At 71.0% G+C, this 13,098-nt stretch carries 14 protein-coding genes; 10 read left to right on the forward strand and 4 right to left on the reverse strand.

Annotation, left to right across the window (positions count from 1 at the left end; all coding sequences use genetic code 11):
* Positions 1–46: 46 nt before the first annotated feature.
* The 3 genes from IEX91_RS01635 to IEX91_RS01645 are packed head-to-tail and all read left to right on the forward strand — an operon-like array spanning position 47 to position 2,823.
* Positions 47–1,297 (forward strand): potassium channel family protein, encoded by a 1,251-nt coding sequence (locus IEX91_RS01635; RefSeq protein ID WP_188876745.1) that lies wholly within the window; start codon positions 47–49, stop codon positions 1,295–1,297.
* The gene (locus IEX91_RS01640) at positions 1,297–2,523 is read left to right on the forward strand and encodes a TrkA C-terminal domain-containing protein (RefSeq protein ID WP_229772757.1); all 1,227 of its coding nucleotides are present in this window, start codon (positions 1,297–1,299) and stop codon (positions 2,521–2,523) included. Before IEX91_RS01635 ends, IEX91_RS01640 begins: the two co-directional genes overlap by 1 nt.
* A 36-nt stretch (positions 2,524–2,559) precedes the next feature.
* A complete protein-coding gene (locus IEX91_RS01645) occupies positions 2,560–2,823 on the forward strand; it encodes a ubiquitin-like small modifier protein 1 (protein ID WP_188876746.1) in 264 nt (87 codons plus the stop codon).
* Positions 2,824–2,828: 5 nt separating this feature from the next.
* Here the strand turns inward: IEX91_RS01645 and IEX91_RS01650 are convergent, their stop codons facing one another.
* Positions 2,829–3,032 (reverse strand): hypothetical protein, encoded by a 204-nt coding sequence (locus tag IEX91_RS01650; RefSeq protein WP_188876747.1) that lies wholly within the window; start codon positions 3,030–3,032, stop codon positions 2,829–2,831.
* Positions 3,033–3,300: 268 nt separating this feature from the next.
* Positions 3,301–4,563 (reverse strand): Glu-tRNA(Gln) amidotransferase subunit GatD, encoded by a 1,263-nt coding sequence (gene gatD, locus IEX91_RS01655; RefSeq protein WP_188876748.1) that lies wholly within the window; start codon positions 4,561–4,563, stop codon positions 3,301–3,303.
* An 86-nt stretch (positions 4,564–4,649) separates the two neighbouring features.
* Between gatD and IEX91_RS01660 the strand changes: the two genes are divergently transcribed.
* A complete protein-coding gene (locus tag IEX91_RS01660; RefSeq protein WP_188876749.1) occupies positions 4,650–5,144 on the forward strand; it encodes a hypothetical protein in 495 nt (164 codons plus the stop codon).
* On the opposite strand, the gene IEX91_RS01665 is transcribed toward IEX91_RS01660, so the two are convergent.
* On the reverse strand, positions 5,128–5,850 hold the full coding sequence (locus IEX91_RS01665) for an ArsR family transcriptional regulator (RefSeq protein WP_188876750.1): 723 nt from the start codon (positions 5,848–5,850) through the stop codon (positions 5,128–5,130). The two genes, IEX91_RS01660 and IEX91_RS01665, sit on opposite strands and share 17 nt — an antisense overlap.
* A gap of 94 nt (positions 5,851–5,944) precedes the next feature.
* Between IEX91_RS01665 and IEX91_RS01670 the strand changes: the two genes are divergently transcribed.
* The 6 genes from IEX91_RS01670 (at position 5,945) to IEX91_RS01695 (ending at position 12,024) form a co-directional block, all read left to right on the forward strand.
* Positions 5,945–6,280 carry a DUF5802 family protein gene (locus IEX91_RS01670; protein WP_188876751.1) on the forward strand — a complete coding sequence of 112 codons (336 nt, stop codon included), beginning with the start codon at positions 5,945–5,947 and terminating at the stop codon, positions 6,278–6,280.
* Between the two features lie 44 nt (positions 6,281–6,324).
* Positions 6,325–7,239 (forward strand): Vms1/Ankzf1 family peptidyl-tRNA hydrolase, encoded by a 915-nt coding sequence (locus IEX91_RS01675; protein ID WP_188876752.1) that lies wholly within the window; start codon positions 6,325–6,327, stop codon positions 7,237–7,239.
* 45 nt (positions 7,240–7,284) lie between these two features.
* Positions 7,285–8,298 carry a DUF1611 domain-containing protein gene (locus IEX91_RS01680; RefSeq protein WP_188876753.1) on the forward strand — a complete coding sequence of 338 codons (1,014 nt, stop codon included), beginning with the start codon at positions 7,285–7,287 and terminating at the stop codon, positions 8,296–8,298.
* On the forward strand, positions 8,295–9,350 hold the full coding sequence (locus tag IEX91_RS01685) for a dipeptide epimerase (RefSeq protein ID WP_188876754.1): 1,056 nt from the start codon (positions 8,295–8,297) through the stop codon (positions 9,348–9,350). Before IEX91_RS01680 ends, IEX91_RS01685 begins: the two co-directional genes overlap by 4 nt.
* Before the next feature lie 197 nt (positions 9,351–9,547).
* Positions 9,548–11,479: a threonine--tRNA ligase gene (gene thrS, locus IEX91_RS01690; RefSeq protein ID WP_188876755.1), complete on the forward strand. Its 1,932-nt coding sequence runs from the start codon at positions 9,548–9,550 to the stop codon at positions 11,477–11,479.
* A gap of 50 nt (positions 11,480–11,529) precedes the next feature.
* On the forward strand, positions 11,530–12,024 hold the full coding sequence (locus tag IEX91_RS01695) for an HPP family protein (protein ID WP_188876756.1): 495 nt from the start codon (positions 11,530–11,532) through the stop codon (positions 12,022–12,024).
* Here the strand turns inward: IEX91_RS01695 and IEX91_RS01700 are convergent.
* Positions 12,021–13,088 carry a hypothetical protein gene (locus IEX91_RS01700; protein ID WP_188876757.1) on the reverse strand — a complete coding sequence of 356 codons (1,068 nt, stop codon included), beginning with the start codon at positions 13,086–13,088 and terminating at the stop codon, positions 12,021–12,023. The two genes, IEX91_RS01695 and IEX91_RS01700, sit on opposite strands and share 4 nt — an antisense overlap.
* Between the last annotated feature and the right edge of the window lie 10 nt (positions 13,089–13,098).

Here is a 13,098-nt window from a genome sequence, read left to right on the forward strand (position 1 = left end):
GGGTCGCGGCGGTACCGATTTACCCACCCCGCACCACGGTCGGGGTATGCCGTTCGGTCTCTCCACGGGGTCGTTCCCGATGCAGGTCCTCCTCGGGGTCTATCTCGGCCTCCTCACGGGCGTGATCCCCGCGCTCGTCTGCTTCGGGTTCGGCTTCGGCTTCAAGTACATCACGGGACTCACGATCCCCGCGTTCGGTGTCGTCGTCCTCGGCATCGCCATCGCGGGCATCAACGGCGGGCTGATGGCGTTCAACGACGTCACGGTCGTCCAGTCCTCGAACAGCATCGCGCTCGTTACCGCCCTCGTCGTCGTCCTGATGGGGTGTTTCTACGCCCACGCACGCGGCGACGCGCTCGGGGCGAACCTCCCCAAACACTTCTCGCTCAAGCGCCTCCGCGAGCGCACCCTCTCGCGGGACGTCGTCGACCTCGTCGGCGGCATCGGGCAGGTCCGCGTCCCCATCGTCGGCGCGGTCGGCGACATGGAGGGCTACCCGCCGCTCCCCGAGACCCTGCGCACCGAGATCGCCGCGGTCGACTGGACGTTCCCCGCCGACCTCCCGATCGCCGAACTCGAACGCCGCTTCGAGGAGCGTCTCCGCGTCGAGTTCGACGTCGCGGACGCCGACGTCCGCATCGACGAGCGCGCCCGCGCGACCGTCGTCGTCGCCCCGCCGCTCTCCGGCGTCTCGAAGCGCGTCCCGCGCGGTGAACGCGCCGTCTCCGTCAGCGCGCTCGTCCCGACGGGCGTCGCGCGCGGCGACGTCGTCTCGCTCCACACCGACGTCGGGGACTGCACCGGCACCGTCGTCGCCGCCAAGAGCGCCGAACCGGACGAGGCGGACGCGGAGGTATCGCCGACGCCCGCCGCGACCGACGGCGGCACCGCCGTCGAGGTGCCCGCTCGTACCGCCGCGCCCGTCACTACCGGCGGCGAGGGACGGATCACCGTCGCCACCGACCGACCGAGCGCGGAGACGCTCGTCGCCGCGAGCCGGGGGTCGGTCGTCGTCACGGCACGCGGCACCCGCCGTGAGTTCGAACTCCTCTCCCTGCTCCGGCGCACCGGCAACCGCGTCCGACGGCTCACCCTCCGCGCCGATGGGCCGCTCGACGGAACGACGCTCGGCGACGCGGACGTCCGCGACGCGTACGGCGTCGCCGTCATCGCCCTCCGTCACGACGGTTCGTGGACGGTCGCGCCGCGGGGCGACACGGCCGTCTCGGGCGGCGACGACTGCTTCGTCGTCGGGACGCGCGAGAAGCTGAACGCCTTCGCGGAGGCGGCGGCGTGATGGCCGTCTCCGCGCCCGCGTTCGCGTTCGCGCTCGCCGGGAGCGCGCTCGCCTTCCCCCTCCAGAGCGGGGCCGTCGACTTCGTCGACGTACTGACCCGCGGCGCGCTCCGGATCGCCGGCCTCGGCGTCTTCTCCCTCCTCGTCGCGTTCGCCGTGAGCGCCGTCTACCGCTGGTACTTCCGGCAGAGCGCACACGCGGCGCTCGGGACGTTCGCCGGCGTCTCCGGCGTCGCGCTCTACTTGAACACGAAGACGGCGTTCGCGTCCGTCGTGGCCAATCAGGCCACCGTGTTCGACCCGACCGACATCGTGTTCAACCTCTCGGCGTTCGCCGTCGCGATCGCGCTCGGCGTACCCGGCGCGCGCGCCGGCGATCGCATCGCCGTCGAGACCTTCGCGTTCCTCGGCACCCGCGAGGTCGACGGCGAGGTCGGCCAGCTCGTCAAGGCCGTCGGCCGCGTCGTCACCGTGGAGATCCCCGACGAGATCGACGACGTCGACGGCTACGATCCGGTCTCCGAGGAGACGAAGGAGCGGATGGCGAACAAGACGCTGCTCTTCCCGCGCGGGCTGACCGTCGCGGACCTCGAATCCCGCCTCGCCGCTCGCCTCCGCGAGGACTACGACGTCGGTTACGTCGACGTCGACCTCGACGCGAACGGCGCGGTGAAGTACTTCGCCGTCGGCACCCGCCTCGCCGGCATCGGCCCGACGCTCGGGCCCGGGATGGGCGCCGTCGCCGTCCGCGCCGACCCGCCGAACGACGCCGGCCCGGGCGACGCCGTGCAGGTCTGGCGGACGGAGCCGTCGCCCGAGCGCGTTGCGACCGGCGAGCTCCGCGGCGTCGCGGACGACGTCGCCACGATCGCGCTCGACGCCGCGGACGCGGAGCGGATCGCCGGCGGCGACTATCGCCTGCTCACGCTCCCGAACGACCCCAGCGCCGACCGGCAGTTCGCCTCGATCCTCCGCGGGGCCGACGAGACGATGGCGACCGTCACCGTCCGAGAGGGGAGCGCGCTCGCCGGCGCGACGGTCGAGGACGTCGGAGCGACCGTCGCCGCCGTCCGCCCCGCCGACGGCCCGATCGACCCCATCCCGTCGCTCGCCCGTCCGCTCGCCGTCGGCGACGTCCTCTACCTCGTCGCTCGCCCGGAGGCCGTCCGGGAGGCCGAGGTGGCCGCGAGCACGGGCGTCCCCGGTGACGGCGAGGGCGACGCCTGACGACAGCCTGATACCGCGCGCGCTCCCACCGACGGTATGGAGTGGAAGCTGTTCGCGGACCTCGCGGAAGTCGCCGGCGACGACCGGGTCGACGTGACCGTCTCGGCGGACGCGACGGTCGGCGACGCCCTCGAGGCCCTCCTCGACGAGCGACCGGCGCTGCGCGAGCGCGTCCTCGCCGACGACGGGACGCTCTACGACCACGTCAACCTCCTGCGGAACGGCGCGGACGCGACGCTCGACGACGCCGTCGACGGCGGCGACGAGCTCGCGCTCTTCCCGCCCGTCAGCGGCGGCTGACCGCCTCACTCGTAGTGCTTGCCGACGAGCACGTGGAGCGCGCACGCCGACGTCGGCCGTCCGTCGAACGCGACGAACACGCCCGCGTCGTGATCGAGCGACCAGAAACGCGCGATCGTCCCCTCCTCGAAGTGCCGGAACGTCCCCCGAACGGCACCGAGGTCGTCGAACAACGTCTCGTGGTAGTCGCGGGTGACGTCCTGGAGCACGACGTCCCCGTAGATGGCGTCGAAGTCAGATCCGTCGTACGCCGCCGTGACGGCCTCGTTCCGGCAGTGGCGCTGTACCCGTCCCGGTCGTAGGTCGCCACCGCCCGCAGCCCGTCGCCGTACGCGTCCCGGAGGCGCCCGACGAGTCCCGGCGTCTCGTGCTCGGCCATGCGCGGTCGGCACGCGTGACGCGGGGATCACGTTCGTGCCCGCGATCACGTCGCTCGTGTCCGACTCGCACCGCCCGTCGGACGCGTCGCCGTCGACGCTACTGCGCCGACTCGGGCACCGAGCGCTCGCTCAGCTCGCCGGCGAGCGGCGTCCGTATCGCCTCCGCTGGGGAGTCCGTGTTGGCGAGCGCCCACATCAGCTTCGTCTTCGCCGTCCCCGGTAGGAGGTCCTCGCCCTCGATCACGCCGGCGTCGAGGAGGTCCCGCCCGGTGTCGTACACTCGATCGCAGACGCGGCCGCCGAGGCACTGGGAGGTCATCACGACCGTCGTGCCGGCGTCGGTGAGGTCGTCGATCACGTCCACGAGATCGGAGTTCACGTGTCCGAGCCCCGTCCCCTCGATGACGACGCCGGCGCGTCCCTCCAGCATCTCGAGGAACGCCGGATCCATCCCGGGGGTGAACGTCACGAGCTCGACGTCGGGTTCGAGCGCCGGGTCGAGCGAGAGGTCGGCGTCGCCGCGCTCGGCGAGGGCCGCCGCGTCGTCGTAGCTGACCGTCTCGCTCTCGTAGTCGACGTGGCCGATCGGGGTCCCGTCGACGGTCTCGAAGGCGTCGCGCCGCGACGTGTGGGCCTTTCGGACGCGCGTCCCGCGGTGGAGGGCACACCGGTCGTCGGACTGCGTCGCGTGCATGCAGACCATCACCTCGGCGACGTCGGACTTCGCGGCCTCGACGGCGCAGACGGCGTTCATCACGTTGTCCGATGAGGGCCGGTCCGCGGAGCGCTGACTCCCCGTGAAGACGACCGGGACCGGCGTGTCGAGCATGAACGAGAGGACGGACGCGGAGTACTGCATCGTGTCGGTCCCGTGCATCACGACGACGCCGTCCGCGCCGTCGGCGATCTCCTCGCGGACGGCCTCGGCGAGCTCGCGCCAGATCGAGGGGTCCATGTTCTCGGAGAGGATGTTGGCGACGACCCTCCCCCGGTAGTTCGCGCGGCCCGCGAGGTCGGGGACCGCGCGGAGGACGTCCTCGGCGTCGAACTGCGCCGTCACCGCGCCCGTCCGGTAGTCGACCGTGGAGGCGATCGTCCCGCCGGTGCTGATGAGCGCGATGGTGGGGAGGTCGTCGTCGAAGGCGACCTCGGAGCCCTCGCCGTCCCCCTCGCCCGCGTTGCCGTCGATGGCGTAGACGTCCGATTCGAGCACCTCGACGTCGGCGTCCTCGCGTTCGACGCCGACGTTGTAGCCGCTCTCCAGTTTCACCACGAGGTGCTCCGGCGTCGAAGACGGCAGGAGCACGCCCTCGTTCACCTGTCCGTCGCGCTCTACGCGGACGCGGTCCCCTGAGTGCATGAGTGAGAGTCGCGCGTCGCTACCCTTGAAACCATCCGTTCGGCGGCGGGGCAAGAGCCATACGGTTCGCCCGCGCACGAAGGGACATGTCGCGCGACGATCCGCTCGGAGATCTCGACGGGGCGGACGGAGCGAGCGCACGCGGTAGCGCAAACGCGAGTCGCGATCGCAGACGGGACGAGCGTCCCGGCGGTCTCCGTGCACGCGCCCGCACGTTCTTCTCACCGCGCCGGTTTCTCCTCGCGCTCGTCCTCGCCGCCGCCGGGCTCTTCGTCGGCGGACTCGTCCCGCTCGTTGGATCGCTGACGCGATTCGTCGGCCTCGCCGCCGCGACGTTCGCGCTCGGCGTCGCGTCCGCTCGGCGGTGTTACGTCGAAGTCGCACTCGCCGGGGCGCTCGCGGCCGTGGGGAGCGTCCTCCTCGGACTCCTCACCTCGGCCTTCCTTCCGATCACCGTGGACTTCCTCGCGCGCTCCGGCGTCGCGTTCGCGCTCGCCGTCGCCGGGATCGGCGCGCTCGCCGGGCTGCTCGGGTACTACTTCGGGCGCGACCTGCGCGCGGGTTTCACTCGGAGTCTGTGACGCGCCACCCGTCGTCGCCGTCGGGTTCGATGACGCCGCGTTCGAGCAGGTCGCCGATCGCGTGCTCGACGACCTCGGCCGGCGCGTCCACGCGCCGCGAGAGCGCCTCGACGGTTCCCGCCCCGTCCGCGACGGCCGCGACGACCTCGGCGTAGAGCCCCTCGTGGTCGTCCGCGTCGAGCGCGCCCGCGAGGTCGTCCCGGACGTCCGCGAGGCGGCCCTGCACCCAGCGCTGGGCGAGCGACAGCTCGCGCTCTAAGCTCTCCAACTCCGCGAGGTCCGCGGCGAGCGACGCGACGTCGCCGCTCGCGTCGTCGTCCGTCTCATCGTCCGCGTCCTCATCCGCCCCGTCGTCCACGCCGGCGGCGACGTCCGCCACGCCGTCGATCGAGAGGTGGTGACAGCGCGTCAGATCGAGGTCGCGGCTCGCCGGATAGGCGGATTTCGCGCCGAAGCCGTGGCGCGAGACGGTCACTTCGAGCCGGAGGTTCCGCGCGATGTGGAAGTACTTGCGGCGTTTCTCATCCGTTCGGCTCTCGACGACTCCGGCCTCCTCCAAGCGGCGGAGGTGGTCGATGACGGCTTTCGGGGAGACCCCGAGGTACTCGCTGATCTCGGTGACGTAGCAGGGCTTGCGCGCGAGCAAGCGCAGGATGCGACGCCGGTTCTCGTTGCCGAGGAGGTCGAGTAGTGCCCCGGAGTCCATACGGACGTGAGTTGGCGCCACGCGCTCAAAAGGGTAGCGCAGTGCCCGCCACCGCCGATGGGTTTTTCACCCACTGTGGCAGAGTATAACACACATGTTCGAGGTGTTCTCGACCGGCTACTACCTCGGACGGCTCTACGTCGAACCGTCCGACGACGGCACGGCCGCGCTCCAGCGCCGCCAACACGAACGCGTCAACGAGCAGGTGTACGCGGGCGAGGGGCTCGCGCGCACCGACTACCCCCTCGTCATGAAGGTCGGAACCCGACACTACCGCGTCGAGGGCGACGCGGACGTCCCCGCGGACACCCTCGTCGTCCCGCGCGAGACGCTCGATGAGGCCGGCGTCGACAACCCGCCCGCGCTCGCGGAGGTGCTGCTCGCCCGGCCCGACCACGCCCGTCGGCTCTTCGAGGTCGGCGCGGTGTAGTCCGGGCCGGAACCCCTAAGCGGCGCCCGACCCGCGTTCGGGGCATGCTGGATCGACTCCTCGGTCGGGCCTCCCTCAAAGAGCGGATCGCCGAACTGGAGGACGAGACCGAGAGCCTCCAAGCGCAGTTGGACGCGGAGAACGAGCGGCGCCGCGAGGCCGTCGCCGCGCGCAACGAGGCCGAAGAGACGATCAACCGCTTGGAAGACCGGATCACGGAACTGGAGGATCGCGCCGAGCGCGCGGAGGGCGACGACGGCGCGAACGTCGACTATCGCGCGAGCGAGGCGCTTCGCGGCCCCCGGCTCGACGACGTGCTCGATCGCCTCGCGGGCATCGAGACCGACCCGGAGGGCGCGCTCACCGCGATGGTGACCGACGAACACGCCGTCCCCGAGCCCGTGAGCGACGCCCTCGGCGAGCGCGCCCCGCTCGTCGAGCGCGCCGCCCCGTGTCTCGTCTGCGTCGACGACGCCTCGCTCGTCGCCGCGACGCTCGCCCCGCCGCTCGCCCCCGACGCCTTCTGCGAGTGGGGCGAGTCCTTTCGCCTCGATCGATCGTGGTTCGAGCCGACGGGGACGTACGCCCTCGCGCTCGTCCGCGCGGACCTGTTCGCCGTCGGGATCTACGACGCGACCGGCGACGGGGTCGAGCGCGTCCACGTCGAGGGGTTCGAGAGCGACGTGAAGAGCACGCATTCGAAGGGCGGATTCTCCCAGTCGCGCTTCGAGCGCCGCCGCGAGAGTCAGATCGACGAGCACCTCGACGACGCCCGCGCCGCCCTCGACGCCCTCGACGGCGAGTACGGCTACGACGCGTGCTACGTCACCGGACAGACGACGCTCTTCGGCGAGTTCGACGCCGACGCCAGCGCGCCCTCGGACGCGAGCGGCGAGCCGTTGGACGCCCTCGCCACCGCCGCGAGCGATTTCTGGACCGTTCCGTATCGCTCGCTCTGAGTCGGTCTGACAACCGTTAAATCGTCCTCCCACCACCGATACGGTATGCGTATCGCCATTCTCGCGCACGAGAAGTTCCCGGACGGGGCGAAGACGGCCACCGGCGTCCTCCGCTACGGTGCACACGACGTCGTCGCCGTGCTCGACCGCGACCGCGGCGGCGAGCGGGTCGCCGACTGCGACGCCTCGCTCCCCGACGCGCCCATCGTCGCGTCGCTCAGCGAGGTCGACGACCCGCTCGACGCGCTCCTCATCGGCATCTCGCCGATCGGCGGTGGCTTCGACGAGTCGTGGCGCCCCGACGTCCGCGCCGCGCTCGAACGCGGCTGCGACGTCATCTCCGGGCTCCACTACTTCCTCGAAGACGACAGCGAGTTCCGGACCCTTGCCGAGGAGCACGGCTGCGAGCTCTGGGACGTCCGCCGACCGCCGAACGGCCTCGGCGTCGCGGACGGCGTCGCCGACAGCGTCGACGCGACCGTGATCGCCACCGTCGGGACGGACTGCAGCGTCGGGAAGATGACGACGACGTTCGAACTCGTCGACGCCGCCCGCGAGCGCGGCGTCGACGCCGCGGTCGTGCCTACGGGCCAGACCGGCATCATGGCGGAGGGCTGGGGGTATCCGATCGACCGCGTCATCTCGGACTTCGCCGCCGGCGCCGTCGAGGAGCTGATCCTCGAACGCGGAAACGACCACGACTACCTCTTCGTCGAGGGCCAGGCGAGCATCGCCCACCCCGCTTATTCGGGCGTCTCGACCGCGATCCTCCACGGCTCGATGGCCGACGAGCTCGTGCTCTGTCACGCCACCGGCCGCGAGCGCTTCCACGGGTTCAGTCAGTCGCTCCCGTCGATCCCGGAGTTCGTCTCCCTCCACGAGTCGCTGGCCGCACCGGTCGGCGGCAGCGAGGTCGTCGCGGGCGCGCTGAACACACGGACCGTCGACGACGACGCCGCGGCCGACGCGGCCGTGGACGAGTACGCCGACGCGCTCGGCCGCCCGGCCGCCGACCCGATCCGGCAGGGGCCGGACGAGGTCCTCGACGCGGTGCTGTGAGCCTCACCACCGACTTCGAGCGGCTCACCCTCCCGCTCGAACACGAGTTCGGGATCTCGCGGGGCTCATCGGCGACCGCCGAGAACGTCGTCGTCCGCGTCAGCGACGACGGACACACCGGCGTCGGCGCGGCCGCGCCCTCCGCGCACTACGGCGAGACGGTCGAGACAGTCGAGGCCGTCCTCCCCGACCTCCTCGCGTCCGTCGAGCGCGTCGGCGACCCGGCGAACCACCAACGGATCGCCGCCGCGATGGACGACGTCGTCCGCGCTAACCCGGCCGCGCGCGCCGCCGTCGACATCGCCTGCTGCGACCTCGCCGCGAAGCGCGTCGGCCTCCCCCTGTCTCGCCACTGGGGGCTCGACCCCGCGAGCGCGCCCGAGACGTCGTTCACGATCGGTCTCGACGACACCGAGCGGATGCGCGCGAAGACGCGCGACGCCGTCGACGCGGGCTACGAGATCCTGAAGGTGAAACTCGGCACGTCGCGCGACGAGGAGATCGTCGAGGCCGTGCGGGACACCGCGCCGGACGCGACGCTCCGCGTCGACGCGAACGAGGCGTGGACGCCCCGCGAGGCCGTCTCGAACACCGAGTGGCTCGCCGACGCCGACGTCGAGTTCGTCGAACAGCCCGTCCCCGCGGAGAACCCCGACGGAATGCGCTTCGTCCGCGAACGCGGCGCGCTCCCGATCGCCGCCGACGAGTCGTGCGTCACGCTCGCGGACGTCCCGGAGGTGGCCGAGATCGCGGACATCGCCAACGTGAAGCTGATGAAGTGCGGCGGGCCCAGCGAGGCGCGCCGACTGATCCACGCCGCCCGCGCCGGCGGCCTCGACGTGATGCTCGGTTGCATGGTGTCGTCGAACGCCGCCATCGCCGCCGCGGCGCAGCTCGCACCGCTCGTCGACTACGCGGACCTCGACGGGTCGCTGCTCCTCGCGGACGACCCGTACGAGGGCGTGCCGATGCCCGACGGCGAGATCGACCTCGCGGCCGTCGACCGACCGGGGACGGGCGCGCGGCTGGCCGAGCCCGTGGCGAACGGGTAGCGCTCCTCGGTCCCGTCCGCGGCCGCGCCACCGTTTCGCGGTGGCCGCGGACGGGTCGCGTGATCAGGGCATACGCCGGGCTGTGCGCGCCATCGCGTTTCAACGCGACGCCGTCCCCGCTGGTTGATCGCCGTCGGTTCGCCGGGGGTGTCGCCGGACGGACACGCTTATGTGGGCCGTTGGCCGTATCACGGCCCATGAGCGAGATCACGGTCACGCTCCCCGACGGCTCCGAGCTCGACGCGGAGGCCGGGGAGACGGTCGAGGACGTCGCGTACCGAATCGGCGAGGGCCTCGGCCGCGACACGGTCGCCGGCGTCGTCGACGGGGAACTCGTCTCGAAGGACGACCCCCTCACCGAGGACTGCCGGATCGAGATCGTGACGGATTCCTCCGAGGAGTACCTCGACGTCCTCCGTCACACCGCCGCACACGTTTTCGCGCAGGCTCTCCAGCGCCTCCACCCGGACGCCCGACTCACCATCGGCCCGTACACGGACGAGGGCTTCTACTACGACGTCCACGGCGTGGACCTCGACGAGGCCGACCTCGACGAGATCCAGGCCGAGGCCGAGGCGATCATCGAGGAGGACCTCGACGTCGAGCGCGTCACGATGGATCGCGAGGACGCCTTGGAGTTCTACGACGACAACCCGTTCAAACGCGAGATCCTGGAGGAGGAGGCCGCGGGCGAGGACACCGTCTCCTTCTACCGGCAGGGCGAGTTCCAGGACCTCTGTAAGGGCCCGCACGTCGAGTCGACGGGCGAGATCGGCGGCTTCGAACTGCTGGAGATCTCTGCCTCCTACTGGCGCGGCGACGAGGACGAGGAGACGCTCACGCGCGTCTACGGGACGGCCTTCGAGACGCAGGCCGAACTCGACGACCACCTCGCCATGCTCGCCGAGGCCGAGGAGCGCGATCACCGCAAGCTCGCGCGCGAGCTCGACCTCTTCAGCATCCCGGAGCATTCGCCGGGCTGCGTCCACTACCACCCGAACGGGATGGCGATCCGCCGCGAGCTCGAGGAGTACGTCCGCGAGAAGAACGACGACCTCGGCTTCGAGGAGGTCCGTACGCCCGAGCTGAACAAGACGGACCTCTGGAAGCCTACGGGCCACTACGAGACGTTCACCGAGAACGGCGAGATGTTCGCTTGGAGTCAGGACGACACCGAGTACGGCCTGAAGCCGATGAACTGCGCGAACCACGCGCACATCTACGACTCGAACACTCACTCCTACCGGGACCTCCCGCTTCGCTTCTCCGAGTTCGGCAACGTCTATCGCAACGAGCAGTCGGGCGAACTCTCCGGCCTCCTCCGCGTGCGCGGCATGACGCAGGACGACGGTCACGCGTTCGTCCGCCCCGACCAGATCCAGGGAGAGATTCTCTCGATCCTCCAGTCCATCGAGGACATCTACGGCCACTTCGGCCTCGACGTCCTCTACAAGCTGGAGACGCGCGGCGAGGACGCGATGGGGAGCGAGGAGATCTGGAAGCAGGCCACGGACGCGCTCATCGACGCGATGCGCGAGGAGGACCTCGACTACGACGTCGAAGAGGGCGAGGCCGCCTTCTACGGCCCGAAGATCGGCATCAACGCCCGCGACGCCCTCGGGCGCGAGTGGACGATCGGCACCGTGCAGGTGGACTTCAACATCCCGCGCAACCTCGATCTGACGTACGTCGGCGAGGACAACGAGGAACACCACCCCGTGATGATCCACCGCGCCCTCCTCGGGAGCTTCGAGCGCTTCATGGGCGTGATGATCGAGCACTTCAACGGGAAGTTCCCGACGTGGCTCGCTCCCGAGCAAGTCCGCATCCTGCCGATCAGCGACGACAACCTCGATTACGCTCGCGAGATCGCCGCGGAGCTCGACGACTATCGGGTCGAGGTCGAGGACCGCTCGTGGACGATCGGGAAGAAGATCCAACAGGCCCACGAGGACCGCGTCCCGTACATGGCGATCGTCGGCGGCGACGAGGAGGCGGCGAACGTCATCAGCGTCCGGGACCGCATGGAGCGCGAGGCGAACGACGTCTCCCGCCCCGAGTTCCGCCAGCACCTCGAACGCGAGGTCGCACAGAAACACCTCGAACCGACGTTCCTCGCCGGCCGATGAACGCCTCGACGTGCGCGCGGCGGGCGCGGATCGCGGGTCGCTGACGCCGCATGGCGAGCGGTGACGAGTTCGGCGTCGGCCTCGGGGACGCCGCGTCGCTCGCCGTCCTCCTCGGCCCGCTCGCGTTGCTCGCGTGGGCGACGGGCCTCCCCGTCCTCCTCCCGAGCCTCGGCCCCTCCGCGTACGCCCTCGTCGTCCGCGACCGCCCGTGGCGGCCGCTCGCCCGCGAGTTGCTCCTCGGACAGGTCGTCGGCGTCGTCGTCGCGTTCGCCGCCGTTCGCACCCTCGTCGGTCCGCTGACCGGACTCGACCTCCTGGCGCACACCGCGACGGGCCTCCATCAGGTCGCGGCGGTCGTCGTCGCCGTGATCACCGCGACCGTCGGAATGACCCTCCTCGACGCCCGCCACGCGCCCGCCTACGCGACCGTCCTCATCTTCACGCTCGGCATCCCCGGGCGCGCGATCGACGTCCTCGTCTTCTGCGGCGGCGTCGTCTGCCTCCTCTGTCTCGACGCCGCGCGAACGCGACTCGCCGCGGCTTAATCCTCGACTTCGCGGCGCTCACCGCCCGCAGACCCCGTCTCGTCCCAATCGAGATCGTGCGAGCGGTCCGTCTCCCGGAGGATGAACGGACCGATCGAGAGCGTGCGCTTCGTCACCGTGACGATCCGCAGGACGTACGCGAGGAGGATGGCGAACGGCGTCAGCGTCACCGAGACCGTCAGCGCGGCGACGACGAGCGCGACCCGTCCCCGCGACACGTACGACGGATCGAAGAAGAGCAGCGCGCCGACCGCCACCGCGATCGCCGGCACCGACGCGTAGAGGACCGTCCGAGAGAGGTCCGTGAGCTCCCACTGGAAGTAGAGCGTCTTGAAGTGTTCGCGCGCCGGACCGAACAGTTCGAGCGCCTCGATGAGCTCGTCGAAGGCCTCCGCGGCGGACTCGCTCAGTGCGTCCGCGTGCGCCGCGCGGATGCGTCTGGCCGCGTAGAGCTTCCACGAATAGTTGTAGTTGAGCGCGGAGAACACGACGTCGAACTCGCCGAACTGCGATCCTTCGAGGTTCGACGCGACCGTCTCCGCGTTTCCTTCGAGGTTCTCGACGTACGTCGCGACCTTCGCGGTGAGGTCGTCGTCGTCGATCTCGCCCACGGCGTCCTCGAGTGCCTGCGCGCGCCGCTCCGTGAGTTTCACGAGCGAACGGAGGAACGCCGAGGGCTGTGCGGGGCTCACCGGTTCGCCGATGACGTCCTCGACGTCCGCTCGGAACGACATCGCCCCCTCCATGCGCTCGCGCTGATCGCCGATCGGCCCCTGCTCCTGTGAGAGGACGAGCTGGCTCAGCGTCAACACGAGCGTCACGCCCGTGATCGTCGAGCCGACGAGCGCCTGATACAGCGTCTCCAAGGGGTCGCCGTCGGTCAGGAGCGTGCGGACTGGCGTCGGGTGGAGGAGGCCCGCCGCGACGAGCGCGACGAACACGGCACCGACGATCCCCCCCGCGACGAGCCACCGATCGGCGTTGAGGAGCACCCAGAACTTCCGGCTGTTCTCGGGCACCCGCTCGCGCATCGTGTCGCTCGGCTGGTCGTCGGCTCCCGACATGGCGCACTCG

It is taken from the genome of Halarchaeum nitratireducens (genome assembly GCF_014647155.1).
GTDB lineage: Archaea > Halobacteriota > Halobacteria > Halobacteriales > Halobacteriaceae > Halarchaeum > Halarchaeum nitratireducens.